The 21,435-nt window shown below is 64.8% G+C and carries 17 protein-coding genes; 8 read left to right on the forward strand and 9 right to left on the reverse strand.

What is annotated here, in order from left to right:
* Positions 1-295 precede the first annotated feature (295 nt).
* From WDM24_RS12700 to WDM24_RS12710, 3 genes are read right to left on the reverse strand one after another with little or no spacing between them, the layout of a single operon-like run.
* Entirely contained in the window at positions 296-571 is a 276-nt protein-coding gene (locus WDM24_RS12700) for a hypothetical protein (RefSeq protein ID WP_166297784.1), read from the reverse strand.
* Between the two features lie 48 nt (positions 572-619).
* Positions 620-1,123, reverse strand: a complete 504-nt coding sequence (locus WDM24_RS12705; RefSeq protein WP_338698261.1) for a GNAT family N-acetyltransferase — start codon at positions 1,121-1,123, stop codon at positions 620-622.
* Positions 1,116-1,775: an aldolase gene (locus WDM24_RS12710; protein ID WP_338831464.1), complete on the reverse strand. Its 660-nt coding sequence runs from the start codon at positions 1,773-1,775 to the stop codon at positions 1,116-1,118. Before WDM24_RS12710 ends, WDM24_RS12705 begins: the two co-directional genes overlap by 8 nt.
* Before the next feature lie 157 nt (positions 1,776-1,932).
* On the opposite strand from WDM24_RS12710, the gene ltnD reads away from it, so the two are divergent.
* From ltnD to WDM24_RS12745, 7 genes are all read left to right on the forward strand, one after another.
* Complete coding sequence (ltnD, locus tag WDM24_RS12715; RefSeq protein WP_338831465.1) at positions 1,933-2,844, forward strand: L-threonate dehydrogenase; 912 nt, start codon at positions 1,933-1,935, stop codon at positions 2,842-2,844.
* 12 nt (positions 2,845-2,856) lie between these two features.
* Positions 2,857-3,639: a 2-oxo-tetronate isomerase gene (otnI, locus tag WDM24_RS12720; RefSeq protein WP_338698269.1), complete on the forward strand. Its 783-nt coding sequence runs from the start codon at positions 2,857-2,859 to the stop codon at positions 3,637-3,639.
* A complete protein-coding gene (gene otnK / locus WDM24_RS12725; RefSeq protein ID WP_338831466.1) occupies positions 3,636-4,925 on the forward strand; it encodes a 3-oxo-tetronate kinase in 1,290 nt (429 codons plus the stop codon). The genes otnI and otnK overlap by 4 nt, the downstream gene beginning before the upstream one ends.
* Positions 4,926-5,095: 170 nt before the next feature.
* Entirely contained in the window at positions 5,096-6,787 is a 1,692-nt protein-coding gene (locus WDM24_RS12730; protein ID WP_338831467.1) for a methyl-accepting chemotaxis protein, read from the forward strand.
* A gap of 404 nt (positions 6,788-7,191) precedes the next feature.
* Positions 7,192-8,892 (forward strand): HAMP domain-containing methyl-accepting chemotaxis protein, encoded by a 1,701-nt coding sequence (locus WDM24_RS12735; protein ID WP_338831468.1) that lies wholly within the window; start codon positions 7,192-7,194, stop codon positions 8,890-8,892.
* Positions 8,893-9,069: 177 nt separating this feature from the next.
* A complete protein-coding gene (locus WDM24_RS12740; protein ID WP_338831469.1) occupies positions 9,070-12,249 on the forward strand; it encodes an efflux RND transporter permease subunit in 3,180 nt (1,059 codons plus the stop codon).
* On the forward strand, positions 12,236-13,438 hold the full coding sequence (locus tag WDM24_RS12745) for an efflux RND transporter periplasmic adaptor subunit (RefSeq protein ID WP_338831470.1): 1,203 nt from the start codon (positions 12,236-12,238) through the stop codon (positions 13,436-13,438). Before WDM24_RS12740 ends, WDM24_RS12745 begins: the two co-directional genes overlap by 14 nt.
* A gap of 300 nt (positions 13,439-13,738) precedes the next feature.
* Here the strand turns inward: WDM24_RS12745 and WDM24_RS12750 are convergent, their stop codons facing one another.
* A complete protein-coding gene (locus tag WDM24_RS12750; RefSeq protein ID WP_338831471.1) occupies positions 13,739-15,253 on the reverse strand; it encodes an acetyl-CoA acetyltransferase in 1,515 nt (504 codons plus the stop codon).
* Between the two features lie 162 nt (positions 15,254-15,415).
* Entirely contained in the window at positions 15,416-16,549 is a 1,134-nt protein-coding gene (locus tag WDM24_RS12755; RefSeq protein WP_338831472.1) for a nitronate monooxygenase, read from the reverse strand.
* A gap of 269 nt (positions 16,550-16,818) precedes the next feature.
* Here WDM24_RS12755 and yghU point away from each other — a divergent pair, with 269 nt between their 5' ends.
* Positions 16,819-17,697: a glutathione-dependent disulfide-bond oxidoreductase gene (yghU, locus tag WDM24_RS12760; RefSeq protein ID WP_338831474.1), complete on the forward strand. Its 879-nt coding sequence runs from the start codon at positions 16,819-16,821 to the stop codon at positions 17,695-17,697.
* A 201-nt stretch (positions 17,698-17,898) separates the two neighbouring features.
* Here the strand turns inward: yghU and WDM24_RS12765 are convergent, their stop codons facing one another.
* From WDM24_RS12765 to WDM24_RS12780, 4 genes are all read right to left on the reverse strand, one after another.
* On the reverse strand, positions 17,899-18,174 hold the full coding sequence (locus tag WDM24_RS12765) for a GNAT family N-acetyltransferase (RefSeq protein WP_338831475.1): 276 nt from the start codon (positions 18,172-18,174) through the stop codon (positions 17,899-17,901).
* Between the two features lie 14 nt (positions 18,175-18,188).
* Positions 18,189-18,806, reverse strand: coding sequence for a flavin reductase family protein (locus WDM24_RS12770; protein ID WP_338831476.1), 618 nt, complete (start codon positions 18,804-18,806; stop codon positions 18,189-18,191).
* A 291-nt stretch (positions 18,807-19,097) separates the two neighbouring features.
* On the reverse strand, positions 19,098-20,372 hold the full coding sequence (locus tag WDM24_RS12775) for an acyl-CoA dehydrogenase family protein (RefSeq protein ID WP_338831477.1): 1,275 nt from the start codon (positions 20,370-20,372) through the stop codon (positions 19,098-19,100).
* Positions 20,373-20,545: 173 nt separating this feature from the next.
* The gene (locus WDM24_RS12780) at positions 20,546-20,923 is read right to left on the reverse strand and encodes a VOC family protein (protein WP_338698290.1); all 378 of its coding nucleotides are present in this window, start codon (positions 20,921-20,923) and stop codon (positions 20,546-20,548) included.
* Positions 20,924-21,435: the final 512 nt, after the last annotated feature.

The following is a 21,435-nucleotide window of genomic DNA, read 5'->3' on the forward strand; positions in this document are numbered from 1 at the left end:
CGTCATCCCCGCGCAAAGGCGAAGCCTTTGTCGCTGGAGGTGCGAGCCTTGCGGCGCAATTGCGCCGCTGGGCGAGCCTCGAAGGATGGCCACAAGTGCGTCCGCGGCTATCCTTCGAGGCGCGCCGAAGAGGCGCGCACCTCAGGATGACGCCGGAATTTGTGGCGCGGTGTTCGGCTCGTAGCCCGGATGAGCGACTTGTCCGCCGTAGCTCGAAGAGCGAAGGCGGAAGCGACATCCGGGGCGTCCCGCATATTGCTGCGCTCATGCGGGCTACGAATCCAGCCCACGCATCCTACTTGCCCTGTTCGACCTTTTCGACTTTGGCCGCGAGGTCGGGCACGCGGCTGACGCGGTAGGTCGCGTTGCTGCAGGTCAGGGTCCAGGCCTCGTTGTCGGGCTTGGAGAGCTTGTCGTCCCGTTCGGCCTTGAGCGGCTTGTCGCAGGCATAGCCCTGCGCGCGCAGCTGGACCGCAAGCAGGTCCTGCAAGGTCTCCTCGGCCTGCGCAGTGGATCCCGCCAGGCCGCCGACGAACAGAGCCGCGAATGCCAAGCCTGTGAACTTCGTCATGACTGTCCTCCGCATGTCTCACCTCTGCTAGGTCTAGTCAGTAGATCCCTACACCTGTTGCAGTGACGCGCTTCTTTCCATGAGGGTGAGGGGCGTTCCGTTGTATTCGATCCGTTCGAAGGTCTTCCAGCCCAGCCGCGCATACATCGCTTCGCTGTGCGGGGTGAACAAGTACAGCCGGTCGAATCCCAGTTTGGCGCTTTCATCGATGGCGCGCAGACTCAATGCGGAGGCGATTCCCTGTCCGCGATGTTCCCGGGGCACGTATACCGAGGACAGCCACGGCGTCAGATGCTTGTGGATGATGCTCGCCGCAAGGATGCCGGCCGATCCCAACGGCGTCCCGTCCTCGCTCAATGCCACAATCGCCATCGGCAGCGCGTCTTTCTGGAGCGATCGACGGAGCCTCTCGGTTCGATCTTCGAGCGTGGCCGCCGGCGTGAGGTAGCCGAATTGCGCGTGCTGCCATGCCGCGATCGTTGGCACGAGTGCTGGATGGTCAGCCAGATATTCGATCGTTGCTTTCGGTTGTCCGATCAAATGTTCAATCATGCCCGTGTTCCGGCAACGTCAACCCGAACACCTTGGTCAACTCCTTGACCTGTTCCGGCGACAGATACCGCGGGTTCAGCCCGCGCAGCAGCAGATAAAGCTTTGCGGTTTCTTCCAGCTCCTCGGTTGCGAACACCGCGGCCTCCAGCGTGTCGCCCGACACGACGGGGCCGTGATTGGCGAGCAGCACCGATGAATATTTCCCGGCCAGCCCCCTGATCGCGTCGGCAACGGCGGGATCGCCGGGGCGATAATAGGGCACCAGCGCGGTCTGGCCGCATTTCATCACGTAATAGGCCGTCATCGCCGGCAGTGCGGCGCGCGGGTCGATCTCGGGCAGCATCGAGAGCGCGACCGAATGGGTCGAGTGCAGGTGCACCACGGCGCCGGCGCTCGTGCGGGTCTGGTAGAGCGCGGTGTGCAGCGGCACTTCCTTGGTCGGGGCATCGCCGGAGACCAGCCGGCCGTTGCCGTCGAGCCGCGACATTTTCGCCGGATCGAGGAAGCCGAGCGAGGCGTTGGTCGGTGTCACCAGCCAGCCGCCGTCGTCGAGCCGGACGCTGATATTGCCCGAGGAGCCCGGCGTCAGCCCGCGCTCGAACAGCGAGCGGCCGAAGCGGCAAATGTCCTCACGAAGCTTTGTCTCGCTCATCCGGTTTCGCCTGTTCCGGCTCGCTCATGGCGCCATCCGTTTTCCGCTTTGTCTCATGCTTTGGCAGCGCGGCCAAGCCGTGTTAGGCAAGCAGCAACGAGCATGATCCGGAAAACGGCAATCATGCTCTAACAAGTAAGAATTTGAGGATCGCCGCATGTCCAGTTCCGCAACACCACGCGTCGCCGTCATCGGGCTGGGGTCGATGGGATACGGCATGGCGACCTCGCTCAGGCGGGCCGGTCTCGAGGTGATCGGCTGCGACGTCTCGTCCGATGCCGTCGCACGCTTCGTGGCCGATGGCGGCAAGGGCGCCAGCTCGCCGGCCGAGGCGGCCAAGGATGCCGATATCGTCGTCAGCGTCGTCGTCAATGCGGCGCAGACCGAGGCCATCCTGTTCGGCAAGGGCGGCGCCGCCGAGACCATGGCCAGGGATGCGGTCTTCATCTCCTCGGCGACCATGGACCCCGATATCGCGCGGCGGCTGGCAAAACAGCTCGAGGCGACCGGCCGGCACTATCTCGATGCCCCGATCTCCGGCGGCGCGCAGCGCGCGGCGCAGGGCGAACTCACGATTCTCGCTTCCGGCAGCGCGGTCGCGTTCGCAAAAGCACGGCCGGCGCTGGATGCGATGGCGGCCAAGCTCTACGAGCTCGGCGATGCGGCTGGCCAGGGCGCCGCGTTCAAGATGATCAACCAGCTGCTGGCCGGCGTGCACATCGCGGCGGCGTCGGAGGCGATCGCGTTTGCCGCCAAGCAGGGACTCGACATCCGCAAGGTCTATGAGGTGATCACCGCCTCCGCCGGCAATTCCTGGATGTTCGAGAACCGCATCCCGCACGTGCTCGACGGCGATTATGCGCCGCGCAGCGCGGTGGAGATTTTCGTCAAAGACCTCGGCATCATCCAGGACATGGCGCGCACTGCGCGCTTCCCGGTGCCGGTCTCGGCCGCGGCCTTGCAGATGTTTTTGATGACATCGGCCGCTGGCATGGGCCGTGACGACGATGCGTCGGTGGCGCGGATGTATGCGCAGGTCACCGGCACCAAGCTTCCCGGCGCGAAATAACAGGAGTTTGCAATGCCCCGTTTTGCCGCCAACCTCACCATGATGTTCAACGAAGTCCCGTTCCTCGACCGCTTCGAGGCGGCGGCGAAAGCGGGCTTCACCGCGGTCGAGTTCCTGTTTCCCTATGACCATCCGGCCGAGGAGGTCGGCAAACGGCTGAAGGCCGCCGGGCTGACGCAGGCGCTGTTCAACCTGCCGCCGGGCGACTGGGCCGCCGGCGAAAAGGGATTTGCCGCGCTGCCGGATCGCTTCGCCGATCTGCAGCAGAGCCTGAAGACCGCGCTGCCCTATGCAGCGGCGACCGGCGTCAAGCGGGTGCATCTGATGGCCGGCATCGCCAGTCGTAGCGATGCCACGGCGGTCGCGGCGTTTCGCAAATCGGTCGCATACGCGGCCGAGTTCTTCGCGCCGCATGGCCTCGACGTCGTGATCGAGCCGATCAATCCGCGCAACGTGCCCGGCTACTTCCTCAACGATTTCATTTTCGCGCGTGACCTGATCAACGAGCTTGGTCTCGCGAACCTGAAGCTGCAGTTCGACATCTATCACTGCCAGATCATCCATGGCGACGTCACGATGCGGCTGCGCGAGATGATGCCTGTCGTCGGCCACATTCAGATCGCCTCGGTCCCGTCACGCAACGAGCCCGACGGCGAGGAGCTGAACTATCCGTTCCTGTTCAATGAGCTCGACCGGCTCGGCTATGGCGGCTTCGTCGGCTGCGAATACAATCCGCGGGCCAAGACCACCGACGGCCTCGCCTGGTTCAAGCCCTATGCCGGAGTGAAGCCGTGACATCAGCAACGAAACTGTCGCTTGGCTGTGTCGCCGACGACTACACCGGCGCCTCGGACCTCGCCAACACGCTGACCCGTGCGGGTCTACGCACGGTGCAGACCATCGGCGTGCCCGCCGACGATCTGGCGCTGCCCGAGGTCGACGCCGTCGTGGTGTCGCTGAAGAGCCGCTCGATCGAACCCGGCCTCGCCGTGACGCGCTCGCGCGCGGCGGAAAGCTGGCTGCGCGGCCGCGGCGCTTCCCACATCCTGTTCAAGATCTGCTCGACCTTCGATTCCACCGATGCCGGCAATATCGGCCCGGTGATGGACGCGCTGCGCGCCGATTCCTCTGACAGCATCGTGCTGGTGACTCCGGCGTTCCCGGAGACCGGCCGCACCGTCTACCAGGGCAATCTGTTCGTAGGCTCCGTGCCGCTGAACGAGAGCCCGCTGAAGGATCACCCGCTCAACCCGATGCATGATTCCAATCTGGTGCGTGTGTTGGCGCGCCAGAGCAAGACCAAGGTCGGCCTGGTCGATCTGGCGACGCTGAGCCGCGGCGCTGAGGCGGTGCGCGCCAGGCTGGCCGAGCTCGCGCGCGGCGGCATCGGCGCTGCCATCGTCGACGCGGTGTTCGATCGCGACCTCGAGACCATCGGGCAGGTGGCGCTGGATCATCGCCTGTCGGTCGGCGCCTCCGGCATCGGGCTTGGTCTGGCGCGGGCGCTGGTCGCTGCGGGCAAGGCCAAATCGGACGCCGCGACTGCGATGTCCGAGGCCGCGATCGGCGGCCCGGCCGCCTGCCTCGCCGGCAGTTGCTCGCAGGCGACCCTGCGCCAGATCGCCAACGCCGGGAAGGTGATGCCGGTGCTGCACCTCGACCCCGAGCGGGTGATCGCCGGACGGGAGGAGGCGCAGCGCGCTCTCGCCTGGGCCCGAGACCGGTTCGGCGCCGGGCCGATCCTGATCGCCAGCAGCTCGACCCCCGAGGAGGTGGCAGCTCTGCAATCCCGTCATGGCCGCGATGCAGCCGGACATGCCATCGAGCAGGCGATGGCCGATATCGCGGAGGGGTTGATGCAGTCGGGTGTGCGCAGGCTGGTGGTCGCCGGTGGTGAAACTTCAGGCGCCGTGGTCGACCGCCTGCGCATCCCGGGATTCCTGGTCGGTGCGGAAATCGCTGCAGGCGTGCCCGTTCTGCGCGCCGTCGGCGCCGGAAATGGCGAGATGGTACTTGCCCTGAAGTCGGGCAATTTCGGCGGGCCTGAGTTCTTCTCGGATGCGCTGGCATTGATGCCCTGATGCGCGCAACGCGCCGCGTGTGGCGGCGGCGAGGGACGTCTCCGTAGTTGAACGGGGAACCAAATTAACCCTGCCGAAGGAGGGGGGCTGGCTTTGATATCCGCGGCGTCCCGCAGCGCCCCCAGCCATTCGATCGGGCCTCGCGAGCCCGATATCCAAGAGACCTCACGATGTTCGCCAAATTCTCGATCCGCGCCAAGATCATTGCCGTGGTTGCGTTCCTGCTTGTCGCGATAACGGGAATGGGCTTGCTCGCGGTCAAGAACATGCGGGCGATCAATGCCAACACCGTCGACATCATGACGAGCTGGCTGCCGAGCGTACGGGCGCTTGGCGACCTGCGCGCCGGCGTCATCACTTACCGCAACGTGATCCGCGAGCACATGCTGGCCGAGACGCTGGAGGAGAAGCTGGCTGCGGAAAAGACCCTGGCAACCGTGGTCGAAGCCAACACGAAGGTCCGCGCGGTCTATGAACCGCTGATCACGTCCCCCGAGGAGCGGGCGCTCTACAATCAGTGGGTCGATAGCTGGACGCGCTACAAGAAGGGTACCGAGCAGGTGATGGAATTGTCGCGCAAGGAAGCCGGCAAGATCCCGCACGAGGCGCATGAGCTGAATGCCAAGACGGTGAACAAGATCGGGCTCGAGGCAGACGAGATCCTGCGCAAGGACATCGACCTCAACAACGCCGGTGCCGACAAGGCGGCGCAGGATGCGGCCAGCAGCTACGATTGGGGCTTCATGCTGCTTGCGATCATCCTGGGTGCCGCCATCGTCGTCGGCGTCGGCGTCAGCTTCCTGATGATCCGCGACGTCTCGGCCGGCATCGCCTCGATCGTGAGCCCGATGCAGGCGCTGGGCCGCGGCGACCTCACCGCCGTCGTGCCGCATCAGGGCGAGAAGACCGAGATCGGCGCCATGGCCGATACGCTGCAGGTGTTCAAGGAAGCCCTGGTCGCCAAGAAGGCGGCCGATGAAGCCGCGGCCGCCGATGCCGAAGCCAAGATCGAGCGCGGCCGCCGGGTCGACACCATCACCCGCAATTTCGAACAGATGATCGGCGAGATCGTGCAGACGGTGTCGTCGGCCTCGACGGAGCTCGAAGCCTCGGCGGGCACGCTGTCGTCGACCGCGCGGCGTTCGCAGGAATTGACCACCTCGGTTGCCGCGGCATCCGAGGAGGCCTCGACCAATGTGCAGTCGGTGGCATCCGCAACCGAAGAGCTGTCGTCGTCGGTGACCGAGATCAGCCGTCAGGTGCAGGAATCGGCGCGGATGGCCGGCGACGCCGTCGGTCAGGCGCGCACCACCAACGATCGCGTCAGCGAGCTGTCGAAGGCCGCCGCGCGCATCGGCGACGTCGTCGAATTGATCAACACCATCGCCGGCCAGACCAACCTCCTTGCGCTGAACGCCACCATCGAGGCGGCGCGCGCCGGCGAAGCCGGCCGCGGCTTCGCGGTGGTGGCTTCCGAAGTGAAGGCCCTGGCCGAGCAGACCGCAAAGGCGACCGGCGAGATCGGCCAGCAGATCGCCGGCATCCAGGCCGCGACCCAGGAGTCGGTCGGCGCGATCAAGGAAATTTCGTCGACCATCGAGCGGCTGTCGGAGATATCGTCCACCATTGCCGCCGCAGTCGAACAGCAGGGCGCGGCGACGCAGGAGATTTCCCGCAACGTGCAACAGGCGGCGCAGGGCACCCAGCAGGTCTCGGCCAACATCACCGACGTGCAGCACGGCGCCAGCGAAACCGGCTTGGCCTCAAGTCAGGTGCTGTCGGCGGCGCAATCGCTGTCCGGCGACAGCAGCCGTCTCAAGCTCGAGGTCGGCAAGTTCCTTGACGCCGTCCGCGCCGCCTGAACACTGCTTTGGCGCGTTGATCAAAAGCCCGGCCGTGATGGCCGGGCTTTTTTTATCTCCGATTGAAGCTTGCTCCGTCTTTAGCGCATGGATCGACTGCACAGCGACGAAAAGTTGTGTCGGGGCGAACGCTGCAATTATTCAGAGGTGTCCGAGGTTTGCGTCGTCCGTAGTCATACTGAAATTCACGTTAACCTTGTTCTAGCGGGGTACGTGTAGCGTTTTCGAAAACCTGCCGGCAGTTCGGTTGAGAACATGCCGTTGTCGCGTTTCCTCCGCCCTTATGCCGCTCGAGTGGGCCTGCGATCAGGCCCTGCGTCATGTCGATTCGCTTTTTGAAGGCGGAGCGATCGCGAAGCACGTCCGGAATTCCTTAAGTCATTAACAGCATCGGAAGATGAGAGATGTCCTGGCTGGATAATTTCAAGATCGTCGTGAAGGTCGGTCTGATCGTTGGCATTCTCGGCGTCGTCATGATCGGAGAAACGCTGTTTGCAGCGCGACGCATGAGGGCGATGGACGATGCCAACACCGATGTCGTGACGCGCGTCGACAAGTACACGACGCTGGCCACGCGCATGACGCGTCATGCCGAAGCCTATCTTTCCGCGGCGTTTCAGCTCGCCGTGGAAACCACCGACGAAGGCAACGTCAAATATCTGGCCAAGACCAGGTCCAGCGAAAAGGCCTATAAAGCAGGCATGTCGGAGGTGCTCGACCGCATGCCAGAGAAGGGGACGGCCATCAAACCCATCCTTGCCGGTTTCGAGAAGGCTTTCGTGGTCTGCGATCCCGGGATCGAATACGCGGCGACGACCACCTCCCCCGAAGAGAACATGAAAGCCGCCGCGCGTCTCAAGGCGGAGTGCGTTCCGCTGATGGAGGCCGCGATTACCGACCAGGTCAAACTCGTCGACGATCTGCTGGCGGATGCGCACAGGATATCCGATGCGATGACGGCGGAGGCCGATTCTTCGATCAGTACCGTGCAGATGACGGCTGCAGCCGGTCTCTTGCTGGGCCTCGCGGTCGCGATGTGGATTGGGATCGCGGGAATGTCGCGGCCCATCGCCCGCCTGAAGGCGGCGATGGAGGCGCTCGCTCGCAACGACCTCAGTGCCGATGTCCCGGGCAAGCAGCGTCGCGACGAGATCGGCGAGATGGCCCGCAGCGTCGAGGTGTTCAAGGCGAACGGGCTCGAAGTCGAGCGTCTGAAGCGTGAGCAGCAGGAGGCCGACCAGCAGGCCGCCGTGCGGCGCAAGGCCGACATGATGCAACTCGCCGATGGCTTCGAAAGCGCGATCGGCCATATCGTCGAGACGGTGTCGTCCGCTTCGACCGAACTGGAGGCCTCCGCCAACACCCTGACCGCCACGGCCGAACGCTCGCAACAGCTGGCGACCGTGGTGGCGGCGGCTTCCGGACAAGCGTCCGCCAATGTCCAGTCGGTATCTTCGGCCACCGAAGAGTTGTCGTCGTCCGTCAACGAGATCAGCCGGCAGGTCCAGGAATCGGCCCGGATGGCCAACGACGCGGTCGACCAGGCCCGTACCACCAACGATCGGGTCAGCGAGCTGTCGAAGGCCGCCGCGCGCATCGGCGACGTCGTCGAGCTGATCAACACCATCGCCGGCCAGACCAACCTGTTGGCGCTGAACGCTACCATCGAGGCGGCGCGGGCCGGCGATGCCGGCCGCGGCTTCGCGGTCGTGGCGTCCGAGGTGAAGGCGCTGGCCGAGCAGACCGCGAAGGCAACGGGCGAGATCGGCCAGCAGATTTCCGGCATCCAGGCCGCGACGCAGGAGTCGGTCGGTGCGATCAAGGAGATCTCGTCGACCATCGAGCGGCTGTCGGAGATATCCTCGACGATCGCTGCCGCCGTGGAAGAGCAGGGCGCCGCGACCCAGGAGATTTCCCGCAACGTTCTGCAGGCCGCGCAGGGTACCCAGCACGTCTCGGCCAACATCACGGACGTGCAGCGTGGCGCCACCGAGACCGGCTCGGCCTCCTCGCAGGTTCTTTCGGCAGCGCAGTCACTTTCAAGTGACAGCGCGCGCCTCAAGATCGAGGTCGGCAGGTTCCTGGGCACGATACGCGCGGCCTAGCGCACAGGGGGCGATCAGGCGCGCCCATTTCTGGAGCTATGCCAAGGAAGTGAAGGCCAACTGCGTTTCCCGCGTTGGCCTTTTTGCCATGCTTCGGGTAAATCGGCCTTTGCGGAACGGCATTTGGAACGCCGATTCCTCTGCCTGGGCGGGCTCTATTTCGGGAATATCTCTTTTATGATCGCACTGGTCCGTATCGCGCTGAGCCGGCCGTATACTTTCGTCGTGCTCGCGATCCTGCTGCTGATTATCGGACCGCTGGCGGCGCTGCGCACGCCGACCGACATCTTTCCAGATATCCGCATCCCCGTGATCGGCGTGGTGTGGCAGTACACCGGCCTGCCGCCCGACCAGATGTCCGGCCGCATCACCACGCCGTTTCAGCGCGCGCTGACCACGACCGTCAACGACATCGAGCACATCACCGCCAACTCGTATAACGGGTTCGGTATCATCAAGATCTTCTTCCAGCCCAGTGTCGACATCCGCACCGCCAACGCGCAGGTCACTGCGATCTCGCAGACCCTGCTCAAGCAGATGCCGCCGGGCGCGACGCCGCCGCTGATCCTGAACTACAGCGCCTCGACGGTTCCGATCATCCAGGTCGCGCTGTCGGGCGAAGGCCTCACCGAGCAGAACCTCGCCGATATCGGCATCAACCAGCTGCGCACGCCGCTGGTCACGGTGCCCGGCGCCGCGATCCCTTATCCGTTCGGCGGCAAGCAGCGCCAGGTTCAGATCGATCTCAATTCGACGGCGCTGCAGGCCCGCGGCCTGTCGGGCCAGGACGTTGCCAACGCACTCGCCGCGCAGAACCTGATCACGCCGGTCGGCACCCAGAAGATCGGCAATTTCGAATACACCGTAAACCTCAACAACTCGCCGCTCCGGATGGAGGAACTCGGCGATCTGCCGATCAAGCAGGTCAACGGCGCAATGGTCTATGTGCGCGACGTCGCCACCGTCCGCGACGGCAACCCGCCGCAGACCAACATCGTTCATGTCGACGGCAACCGTTCGGTGTTGATGATGGTGCTGAAGGCCGGCGCCACCTCGACGCTCGATATCATCTCCGGCATCAAGCAGAAGGTGATCGACGTCAAGGACCAGATGCCCGACGCGCTCAAGATCGGCTTCATCGGCGACCAGTCGGTGTTCGTCCGCGGTGCGATTACCGGCGTCGCCTTCGAGGGCGTGATCGCAGCGCTCCTGACCAGCGTGATGATCCTGCTGTTCCTCGGCAGCTGGCGCTCGACCGTCATCATCGCGGTGTCGATCCCGCTGTCGGTGCTGGGCGCCATCATCATGCTGTCCCTGATCGGCGAGACGCTGAACATCATGACGCTCGGCGGCCTCGCGCTCGCGGTCGGCATCCTGGTCGACGACGCCACGGTGACGATCGAGAACATCAACTACCACCTCGAGCAGGGCAAGCCGGTCGAGCAGTCGATCCTCGACGGCGCCAACCAGATCGTGACGCCGGCCTTCGTCTCGCTGCTCTGTATCTGCATCGTGTTCGTGCCGATGTTCTTTCTGTCAGGCGTGGCGCGCTTCCTGTTCGTACCGATGGCCGAAGCGGTGATGTTCGCGATGATCTGGTCGTTCATCCTGTCGCGCACTCTGGTGCCGACGATGGCGAACTATCTCTTGCAGCCGCATGTGCATCACGAGGGCGCGCCGCCGAAATCGCGCAATCCCCTGGTCTGGTTCCAGCGCGGCTTCGAGGCGCGGTTCGAGCGCATCCGCAGCGGCTATCGCGGCCTGCTCGCAATGGCGCTCGGTCATCGCACGGTGTTCGTGACCGGCTTCCTTGCGGTCGTCGCCGCATCGTTCCTGCTGGTGCCGTTGCTCGGGCGCAATTTCTTCCCGTCGGTCGATGCCGGCAACATCCTGATGCATGTCCGCACCCAGGTCGGCACCCGCGTCGAGGAGACCGCCAATCAGCTCGCCGACATCCAGAAGGCGATCCGCAAGCTGGTCCCCGGCGAGATCGAGACCATGACCGACAACATCGGCATGCCGATCTCCGGCATCAACATGACCTACAACAACACCGGCGTGATCGGTCCGCAGGACGGCGACATCCAGATCCGGCTGAAAGAAGGCCACAGGCCGACCGAGGAGCATGTCCGCACACTGCGTGAGCAATTGCCGCGGCTGTTCCCGGGCACCAGCTTCGCGTTCCTGCCGGCCGACATCGTCAGCCAGATCTTGAACTTCGGCGCGCCGGCGCCGATCGATTTGCAGATCCGCGGAACCAATCTCGACGCCAACTTCGCCTATGCCAACAAGCTGCTCGCCAGGATCAAGCGCATCCCCGGCATCGCCGACGCCCGGATCCAGCAGTCGCCGAACAACCCGACCTTCAACATCGATGTCGACCGCACCCGCGCGCAATATGTCGGCCTGACCGAACGCGACGTCACCAACTCGCTGGTGGTCAACCTCGCCGGCTCGTCGCAGATCGCGCCGACCTACTACCTCAACCCGGACAACGGCGTGTCGTATTCGATCGTGATGCAGACGCCGCAATACCAGATCGACTCGCTGAGCGCGCTGCAGACGCTGCCGATCACCGCGACCGGCAACACCCAGGCGCCGATCCTCGGCGGCATCGCCGACATCAAGCGCGCCACCTCGAGCGCGGTGGTCTCGCAATACGACATCCAGTCGCTGGTGCAGATCTACGCGACGACGCAGGGCCGCGATCTCGGCGGCGTCGCCACCGACGTGCGCCAGCTGATCGCCGACACCGCCAAGGAAGTGCCGAAGGGCTCCTCGGTGGTGCTGCTCGGCCAGGTGCAGACCATGAACTCGGCCTTCACCGGTCTGCTGTTCGGCCTGCTCGGCGCGGTCGTGCTGATCTACTTCCTGATCGTGGTGAACTTCCAGTCCTGGTCGGACCCGTTCGTGATCATCACGGCGCTGCCCGCAGCACTTGCCGGCATCGTCTGGATGCTGTTCACGACCGAGACCACGCTGTCGGTTCCGGCGCTCACCGGGGCCATCATGTGCATGGGCGTGGCGACCGCCAACAGTGTGCTGGTGATCAGCTTCGCGCGCGAGCGCTATGAGGAGCTCGGCGATCCTGTCGCGGCGGCGCTGGAGGCCGGGTTCGTCCGGTTCCGCCCGGTGCTGATGACCGCGCTCGCCATGATCATCGGCATGGCGCCGATGGCGCTGGGGCTGGGCGAGGGCGGCGAGCAGAATGCGCCGCTGGGCCGGGCCGTGATCGGCGGCCTGATCTTTGCAACCTTCGCGACGCTGATGTTTGTTCCCGTGGTATTCAGTATGGTACACAAGAAGCAAGGCGCCAAAGCCGCCGCCTCATCGGAGATTCCGCATGCCGCCCACTGAACAGCGCCCGCCGGTTTCGCGCCGGAAACTGGGCATCTTCGGCGTGGTGGCGCTGGTCGGCGCCGGCCTGATCGTCGGCACCGGGATCCGTGCCCGCGAGGAGCAGGACTCACGCTTAAAGGAATGGACCGACGACCAGGCCGTTCCGACCGTCGCGGTGGCACTGCCGACCGCCAAGGCGCTCACTCCCACCATCGACCTGCCGGGCCGGCTCGAGGCCTATTCCCGCGCCCCGATCTTCGCCCGGGTTTCCGGCTACCTGAAGACCTGGGACGTCGACATCGGAGCCCGCGTCAAGGCCGGCCAGGTGATCGCCGAAATCGAGGCGCCCGACCTCGACCAGCAATTGCTGCAGGCGCGCGCCGATCTTGCCAGCGCCCAGGCCTCAGCCAAGCTCTCCGAAGCGACGCTGAACCGACGCAAGACGCTGGTCGCCTCGAACTTCGTCTCCGCCCAGGAGATCGACGAGCGCACCGCCGACCTCTCCAACAAGAACGGTGCGGTCAAGGCCGGCCAGGCCAATGTCGAGCGGCTCGAAGCGCTCGCCGGTTACAAGAAGATCACGGCGCCGTTCGACGGCGTGGTGACCTCGCGCGACACCGACGTCGGCGCGCTGATCAATGCCGGCGGCAACTCCGGCCCGGCGATGTTCACGGTTTCCGACATCACCAAGCTGCGCGTTTATGTCAACGTGCCGCAGAATTACGTCCCGGCGATCAAGATGGGCGCCAAGGCCGCTCTGGTGTTGCCGGATTACCCGAACCGCACCTTCCAGGCGACGGTGGAAGCTTCCTCGCAGGCGGTCGATGTCGCCTCCGGCACGACGCGGATGCAGCTCGGGCTCGACAACTCCTCCGGCGAGCTGATGCCGGGCAGCTACGCCAGCGTGAAGCTCAATCTGCAGCGCGACTCCACGCCGCTCAGCATTCCCGCCAGCGCGCTGATCTTCAACAGCAACGGCCTGCGGGTCGCGACCGTCGGCCCTGACGACAAGGTGCTGTTCAAGACCGTGAAGATCGGCCGCGACCTCGGCAAGGAGATCGAGATCGCCTCGGGCCTCGCCCCCGACGACCGCATCATCACCGCCCCGCCGGACGGCCTCGCCGACGGCGACCACGTGCGCGTGACCGGCGCCGGCGCCAAGGGCAAGCCGACCACGGCGTCCGAGAAGCAGGACGCGAAGGGGTAGGGCGTTCGTCGCCCTTACTTCGTCATGCCCGGGCTTGTCCCGGGCATTTTCGTTTTTGGCTGATGCGTAGGCAGCCCTGACCTCGCCCCGCTTGCGGGGAGAGGCGTAGGCCGCCTCCGGCGGCCGTCTCTTAAGAACGCTGAAGCGAAGCTTCAGCTACGTTGCATCGTGAGATGCAATCCCGGTGAGGGGGTACAGGTCTAACTGCGCTCACGTCTCGCGGAGAGAGCCCCTCACCCCAACCCTCTCCCCGCAAGAGCGGGGCGAGGGAGCCTTACACCGCGCCTGCGGCGAGAGTTCCTACCTCACCCGCCATTCCAGCACGCCGTCAGCCGCCGTGACGATGTCGCCGAGCGTGCCGACCGGCGTGCGATCCATATCCTGCAGATACGCCAGGGTCGCGGTGTCGCTTGCCGGGATGCGGCCGAGCGTGCGGCGGCCGTCCTCGGTGCGCAGCATGGTGACGCCATGCTCGACCTCGCCATTGGCGCGATAGATCACGGTGAAGGCCTCGACCTTGCCCTTGCCCGCGGCCTCGGCGGTGAAGTCGGGCACGTCGCGCCTGTTGCGGTCGGCTTCCGCCTGCACGGAGGTGTCCTGCTTGAGTGCGGCCGTCGGCGCCGCGCGCGACAGCACCAGGCCGTGATGTTTGGTGACGAAGCCGCCCTGGCCGTAGAGCAGGCCGAGCGTGCCGCCGCTGCGGAGCTTGCGCACCATCGCGCAGGCCGAATGCGTCATGTAGGTGTTGAGCGGCGCGCCGAAGAACGTCAGCCCGCCGGTCACGGTCGGCTGCACGTCGGCTCCGAGGCCCAGCGTGCGGCGCGCCATCTTCGGCACGCAGGGGAAACAGCTATAGAGCTCGATCGCGTCGAACTTCCTGCCGTCGCCGCCGACGAGGTCCATCACCGCCTTCAGCACCGCATTCTGCGCGTGGCTCTCGACGAACTGGTCGCGGATCAGATAGTCGCGCGGCTCTTCCGCCGAGGCGCCGCCGAGCGGATAGATCAGCTTCTCTTCCGGCACGCCTGCGGCGCGCGCTTTCGCAAGGCTGGTCAGGATCAGCGCGCCGCCCATGTTCACCGTCGGGTTCGCCACCATCAGTTTTGTATACGGCCACGCGATCATCCGATTATCAGGCGTTGCGGTGGTAATCTCGTCGCCGGTGAAGCGCTTCTTCAGCCAGGAGTTCGGATTGTCGGCCGCAACCCGCGCATAGGTCGACCACAGGTCGCCGGATTCCTTCAGCGCCTCGCGCGGCGTCTGGCCCCAATGCGCCGAGGTTGCGGACTCATAGAGCGGATAGACCGTGATCGGCCTGAAGACGCCAAGCGCCACGGCCAGCGGCTTCTGGAACGCGGCGCCGCGCTTCGGCTCCTCGACGTCGTGCGCGAACGGCGTCCACGGCAATTCGACGCCGGCGCGCTGCGCCTTGGTCGCGGTCGACTGCGCCTCCGCACCGCACACCGCGGCAACGCTGCATTCGCCGCGCGCGATGCGCTGGGCTGCCTCGTGCAGATAGCGGATCGGGCTCTCGCCGCCGACCGGCCCGTAATAGAGATGCGCCGGCGCAACGCCGAGCCGCTGCGCGAGCTGCTTCTCGGGATCGCGATAGCGCCAGCTCAGGAAGTTGACGACGTCGAGCGACTGCAACTCGGAGAGCAGCTTGGCCCCGCTGTCGGCTTCGGCGCGCTTCAGCGCCTGTTCCAGCAGCGTGAGCGGCTCGAGGCCGGCGGCGATGTCCTTCGGACGATCGACGATCTCGCCGACGCCGACGATGACGGGAATGCGGTCTTCGGGGATAGAGGATGTGGTCATTTCTTCTTGCTTTACTTTCTTTGGTACGCCGCCGCCCTTCGAGGCTCGCTGCGCTCGCACCTTCAGCGACAACAGCTTCGCCGTTGCGCGGGGGGACGGCTACGGGGTACGCGTCATCCTGAGGTGCGAGCGTAGCGAGCCTCGAAGGATGGGCCACGTACTCTACTCCGCCACCAGCGCATTCATGTGCTCGACGGCTTCGACAAAGTCTTCCTTGAACTCCTGCACCACGACGCCGGCCGACTTAACGCTGTCGATCAGGCCGACGCCCTGGCCGACGAAGTAGGTGACGAGATCGCGCGCCTTCTCGTTGCCGGCCGCGGCGGCGCGGTCGATGGCGTTGAAGGCGTCGCGGCTGATGATGCTTTGCAGCGGCATCGGCAGCGCGCCGGGGCTGTCCGGCGAGCGGTCCCAGGCGTCGGTCCAGACCGAGCGGAGCTGCCGCGCCGGCTTGCCGGTGCGGCCCTTGGAGCGGATCGCATCGCGCGAGGACGCCGCGATCATCTTCTCGCGGAAAATCTCCGAGGTCTCAGACTCCACGGTGGCAAGCCACACCGAGCCGGTCCAGGCGCCAGCCGCGCCCATCGCCATGCAGGCCGCCATCTGGCTGCCGGTCATGATGCCGCCGGCGGCGAGCACCGGCACGTCACGGATCTTCCTGACCGCCTTGATCACCTCGGGCACCAGCACCATGGTCGAGACCTCGCCGCAATGGCCGCCGGCCTCGGTGCCCTGTGCGACCAGGATGTCGACGCCGGCCGCGACCTGGCGCAGCGCGTGCTCCTTGGAGCCGACCAGGGCTGCGACCGGCACGCCGTGCTTGCGGCCCATCTCGATCATCGCCTTCGGCGGCACGCCGAGCGCGTTCGCAATCAGCCTGATCGGATGCCGGAACGAGACCTCGAGCAGTTGCAGCGCGGTCTCGGCATCGAACGGCTGCGGCTGGTTGTCGGCGACATTCCGGCTCGTCAGCTCGATGTCGTACTTCTTCAGCAGATTGCGGGTGAAGTCGCGGTGCTCCTGCGAGACGCGCGCCTCCAGGCTCTTCCAGGTGACGTTCTTCTCACCCGCGGTCGAGATGTTTTCCGGGATCAGCACGTCGATGCCATAAGGCTTGCCGTCGACATGCGCATCGATCCACTTCAGCTCCTGCTCTAACGTGTCCGGCGTGTGCGCGGTCGCGCCGAACACGCCAAAGCCGCCGGCGCGGCTGACCGCCGCCACCACGTCGCGGCAGTGGCTGAAAGCGAGCAGGGGGAAATCGATTCCCAGCATGTCGCAGATCGGTGATTTCATGGAGCGGTTCTCCCGGCAGCCGTTTTTGTGCTTGTTGGCATCAGGCTTCCGCGACGCTAGCGCATCCTGGATGGCTAAGCCAAGCCGGTTTCGGCTACGGCGATCTTGCGTGCAAGCGCTGCTCTGGCTGCATCCCTCGCGGCGCATTCCGCAAGGTAGAAAATGCGAGAGAGCGGGGTGGGCAAAGCCAGCTGTGCCCACCATCTAGTGCGGGCATGCACGGCGGTCGCCGCGCCACCTTGGAAAAACGTAAATCGGGAGCCAATGACGTGACTGACACCCCTGCCTACGAGCCGCCGAAAGTCTGGACCTGGAACAAGGAGAGCGGCGGGCGTTTCGCCAGCATCAACCGGCCAATCGCCGGCCCGACCCATGACAAGGAACTGCCGGTCGGCCGCCATCCGCTGCAACTCTACTCGCTGGCGACACCGAACGGCGTGAAGGTCACGGTGATGCTGGAGGAGTTGCTCGCCGCCGGCCACAAGGGCGCGGAATACGACGCCTGGCTGATCAAGATCGACGGCAACCAGTTCGGCAGCGGCTTTGTCGCGGTCAATCCGAACTCGAAGATCCCGGCGCTGATGGACCGCAGCTCTCCGGAGCCGATCAGGGTGTTCGAGTCGGGCTCGATCCTGGTTTATCTGGCGGAAAAGTTCGGCGCGTTCCTGCCGACCGACGCCAAGACCCGTGCCGAAACCTTCTCCTGGCTGTTCTGGCAGATGGGTGCCGCGCCCTATCTCGGTGGCGGCTTCGGGCATTTCTATGCCTACGCCCCGACCAAGATCGAATACGCCATCGATCGCTTTGCGATGGAGGTGAAGCGCCAGCTCGACGTGCTCGACCGCCGTCTCGCCGACAACGAATATCTCGCGGGCGATGTCTATACTATCGCCGACATGGCGGTTTGGCCGTGGTACGGCGGCCTTGCAAAAGGCTTGCTCTACGGTGGCGGTGAATTCCTCTCGGTGCAGGACTACAAGAACGTGCAGCGCTGGACCGATGCGATCGCGGCGAGGCCTGCGGTGAAGCGCGGCCGCATGGTCAATCGCACCTGGGGCGAGCCCTCGAGCCAGCTCCACGAGCGCCACGACGCCAGCGATTTCGAAACCAGGACGCAGGACAAGATCGGCGAGCTGGCGGCGTCGTAGCGTCGCCAGTAAGCTTCGGCCTCTCGGTGAAACTCGTCATGCCCGGCCTTGTGCCGGGCATCCACGTCTTTGCTTCAATGCGGCCTGAAAGACGTGGATGGCCGGGACAAGCCCGGCCATGACGACGAACTAGCGAATCGCAATCCGCCCTCGTGCGCGGAAGACATCGGCGGGTTACGCTTCGCTAACCCGCCCTACGCATCATTGAAGCAAATCGTCGTACTCCGGATGCTTCTTCATAAAACCCTGGATGAACTCGCACTTCACGACGAGCTTAATGCCCTGCGCGCGCACCGCGTCCAGCGTGGCGCGAGCGAGCTTTGAGCCGATGCCGCGGCCGCCGAGCTCCGGCGGCACCTCGGTATGAACCAGCGTGATCGTATCCGGCGTCTTGCGATAGACCACGAAGGCGGTGGCGCCGTCGACTTTGAGCTCGAACCGGCTCTGCGCCTCGTTGTCGCGGAATGCTTCACTCATTTTATCGTCCTCGGCTATTTCTTCTGCGCGCCCTCGGCCGAGGGAAACACCACGCGGTCGTCGGTGCGGCAATAACGATCGGCGAACATGCGGCCGATCGGGTGGTAGCGCTCCATGTGCACGCGCATCGCCTCGTGGTCCCACAATTCGTCGCGGATGTGGAAGTGGATGCCTTCGCCCATGATCAGCTGGCGGTCGCCGTTGACGTCGATCAGCTTCCAGGTCTTGCACTCCATCGCGAACGGCGTGTCGGTAAGCCGGGGCACCGCAATCTTGCTTGAGGGCGCGAGCTTGAGGCCGAGATAATCGGGCTCGCCGATCTCGGGCGGGAAGTCGCCGCTCGTCTCGTGCATCGCGCGCGCCAGCGGCTCGTCGGTGAGATTGACCACGAACTCACCTGTGCGCTGGATGTTGATGAAGGTGTCCTTCTCGCGGCCGTCGGGCCTTCGGTTGACCGCGAACATGCAGAGCGGCGGGTCTTCGCAGAACACGTTGAAGAACGAAAACGGCGCCGCATTGACCACGCCATCCGGCCCGATGCTGGTCACCCAGGCGATCGGCCGCGGCAGCACGAAGGAGGTCAGCACCTTGTAGCGTTCGCGCTGGGTGAGGTCGCTTGGGGAATATTCCATGGGGTGATCCGACAATGTGTAGGGGTTAGCGACCTGTCCGCCGTAGCTCGAAGAGCGAAGGCGGAAGCGTAACCCGCCGCCAGCCGGCAAGAAAGCAAAAGGCGGGTTAGCTTGCGCGCACCCGCCTTGCAAACTTGCTCTCTTGCTTACCTCGCCCCGCTTGCGGGGAGAGGTCGGATTGCGCAGCAATCCGGGTGAGGGGGTACAGGTCTCAACGTTCGGCTCGCTCGCGGAGGCAGCCCCTCACCCCAACCCTCTCCCCGCGAAGAGCGGGGAGAGGGAGAGGATAGACTACGGCATGCTCAGCTCGTGGCGGCCGACCACCATCCAGTGCACCTCGTCCGGACCGTCGGCGAAGCGCAGATGGCGGACGTCCTGGTACATCTCGCCGAGCGGGCTCCATTGCGAAATGCCGGTGGCGCCGTGCATCTGGATCGCCTGGTCGATGATCTTGCAGGTGCGCTCCGGCACCATGGCCTTGACCATGCTGACCCAGATCCGCGCTTCCTTGTTGCCGAGCACGTCCATCGCCTTGGCAGCCTTGAGCACCATCAGCCGCATCGCTTCGATCTCGCAGCGCGCCTGCGCGATGATCTGCAAATTGCCGCCAAGATGAGCGATCTTCTTGCCGAAGGCTTCGCGGGTCAGGCCACGCGACACCATCAGGTCGAGCGCCTTTTCGGCCTTGCCGATCGTGCGCATGCAGTGATGGATGCGGCCCGGGCCGAGGCGAACCTGCGAGATCTCGAAGCCGCGGCCTTCGCCGAGCAGCATGTTCTCCTTCGGCACCCGGCAATTGTTGAAGCGCAGATGCATGTGGCCGCGCGGCGCATGGTCATGGCCGAACACGTGCATGGGGCCGAGGATCTCGACGCCGGGGGTATCGATCGGGACCAGGATCTGCGACTGCTGCTTGCTTGGCGCGGCGTCCGGATTGGTCTTCACCATCACGATCATGATTTTGCAGCGCGGATCGCCGGCACCGGAGATGTAGTACTTCTCGCCGTTGATCACCCACTCGTCGCCGACCAGCTTTGCGGTGGTCGAGATGTTCTTGGCATCGGAGGAGGCGACGTTCGGCTCGGTCATCGCATAGGCCGAGCGGATCTCACCGTTGAGCAGCGGCTTCAGCCACTTCTCCTTCTGCTCCTTGGTGCCGACGCGCTCCAGCACTTCCATGTTGCCGGTGTCGGGCGCGGAGCAGTTCATGGTCTCCGACGCCAGCGGATTCTTCGCAAGCTCGACGGCGATATAGGCATAGTCGAGGTTCTTCAGGCCCTGGCCGGTCTCGTCATCGGGCAGGAAGAAGTTCCACAGCCCTTCCTCCTTGGCCTTGTCCTTGGCCTTCTGCAGTACCGCGAGCTGCTCCGGCGTGAAGCTCCAACGGTCCTTCTTGCCCTCGGCGAGCCGCATGAACTCGACCGACATCGGATCGACGGTCTCACGGATGAACTTCTTGACGTGCTCGTAAAGCGGACGAACCTCGTCCGACATCCTGAGATCGTTGAGTTCTTCTCCAGGATTGAGATTGTAGGTCGTGGTTCGCGGGATATAGGCGTGTTTCATTCTTGGTCCTCCCATCAGCGAGATTTCGCGTTGCGGCCGACAATAGACTTAGGATTTGCGAAGCGCGAGCATGCTTTTCGGCGTGATCCCTGCCGCATCGCGGAATATCGCGACAGCGTTTAAAACGTTGTTTAAACGCCGTCGGTCTCAAGATCGAATTTGGCGGCAGGCGCTCAGGCTATCCGGTGCATCGCGCAGATCTTGTTGCCGTCGAGATCGCGCAGATAGGCGAGGTAGAGCTTGACGCCAGAACCTTCCCGCACGCCGGGCGGGTCCTCGCAGGGCTTGCCGCCATTGGCGACGCCGGCCGCGTGCCAGGCGTCGACCTGTTCGGGCGAATTGCAGGCAAAGCCGATCGTGCCGCCATTGGCGTGCGTCGCCGGTTCGCCGTTGATCGGCTTGGAAACCATGAAAATGCCGGCCCTGGTGAGGTACATAATGCGGTGACCGTCGACCCGGGCCGGCCGGACATCGAGCGTGGCCAGCAACGCGTCATAGAACGCCTTGGCCTTGTCCAGATCGTTGGTGCCAACCATCACGTGTGAAAACATCTGAAATATCCTCCCTGCTTGTCTTGGCGCGCCGCAATGCTGCGCGATGTCCCGCACGCCGCGTGCATGCCGGTCGAACGCTAGCAGCAGATTTGCCGCGGCGGAAGCGGCCTCACGTCGCGCGGCAGTGCTGAAGCTTCGTCATTCCCCGGTGCGCAATTGCGCACCTGAGGGCTCGCGAAGTGAGAACCCGGAATGACGGCGAGGTGAGCACGCCGCTTAGGCTCCCTCCCCCTTGCGGGAGAGGGTGGGGAGAGGTAGCCCCGGGCTTTCCCTGCGCCCTCTGCTTGATGAGGGAGCAAGTTAACGCAAGACTCGGACGCTTCAGCGCCGCGAGGATGCGGATGTATGACCCACAAACCGTGCAACACACTCAGTGTCGTCCCGGCGAAGGCCGGGACCCATTACCCCACGCATGTGTTGCTGCGCGACGCTGGAGCCACGATCCCGCTCATAACCAAATGCAGTGGGTTCTGGGTCCTGGCTTTCGCCAGGACGACAGTTGCGGACGT

The organism is Bradyrhizobium sp. 27S5 (genome assembly GCF_037217225.1).
Taxonomy (GTDB): Bacteria; Pseudomonadota; Alphaproteobacteria; order Rhizobiales; family Xanthobacteraceae; genus Bradyrhizobium; species Bradyrhizobium septentrionale.

Bases quoted from the DNA above. Each gene is read 5' to 3' on its own strand.
- WDM24_RS12700 (WP_166297784.1), bottom strand. From the start codon at position 571: ATGACGAAGTTCACAGGCTTGGCATTCGCGGCTCTGTTCGTCGGCGGC.
- WDM24_RS12705 (WP_338698261.1), bottom strand. From the start codon at position 1,123: ATGATTGAACATTTGATCGGACAACCGAAAGCAACGATCGAATATCTG.
- WDM24_RS12710 (WP_338831464.1), bottom strand. From the start codon at position 1,775: ATGAGCGAGACAAAGCTTCGTGAGGACATTTGCCGCTTCGGCCGCTCG.
- ltnD (WP_338831465.1), top strand. From the start codon at position 1,933: ATGTCCAGTTCCGCAACACCACGCGTCGCCGTCATCGGGCTGGGGTCG.
- otnI (WP_338698269.1), top strand. From the start codon at position 2,857: ATGCCCCGTTTTGCCGCCAACCTCACCATGATGTTCAACGAAGTCCCG.
- WDM24_RS12730 (WP_338831467.1), top strand. From the start codon at position 5,096: ATGTTCGCCAAATTCTCGATCCGCGCCAAGATCATTGCCGTGGTTGCG.
- WDM24_RS12735 (WP_338831468.1), top strand. From the start codon at position 7,192: ATGTCCTGGCTGGATAATTTCAAGATCGTCGTGAAGGTCGGTCTGATC.
- WDM24_RS12740 (WP_338831469.1), top strand. From the start codon at position 9,070: ATGATCGCACTGGTCCGTATCGCGCTGAGCCGGCCGTATACTTTCGTC.
- WDM24_RS12745 (WP_338831470.1), top strand. From the start codon at position 12,236: ATGCCGCCCACTGAACAGCGCCCGCCGGTTTCGCGCCGGAAACTGGGC.
- WDM24_RS12750 (WP_338831471.1), bottom strand. From the start codon at position 15,253: ATGACCACATCCTCTATCCCCGAAGACCGCATTCCCGTCATCGTCGGC.
- WDM24_RS12755 (WP_338831472.1), bottom strand. From the start codon at position 16,549: ATGAAATCACCGATCTGCGACATGCTGGGAATCGATTTCCCCCTGCTC.
- WDM24_RS12765 (WP_338831475.1), bottom strand. From the start codon at position 18,174: ATGAGTGAAGCATTCCGCGACAACGAGGCGCAGAGCCGGTTCGAGCTC.
- WDM24_RS12770 (WP_338831476.1), bottom strand. From the start codon at position 18,806: ATGGAATATTCCCCAAGCGACCTCACCCAGCGCGAACGCTACAAGGTG.
- WDM24_RS12775 (WP_338831477.1), bottom strand. From the start codon at position 20,372: ATGAAACACGCCTATATCCCGCGAACCACGACCTACAATCTCAATCCT.
- WDM24_RS12780 (WP_338698290.1), bottom strand. From the start codon at position 20,923: ATGTTTTCACACGTGATGGTTGGCACCAACGATCTGGACAAGGCCAAG.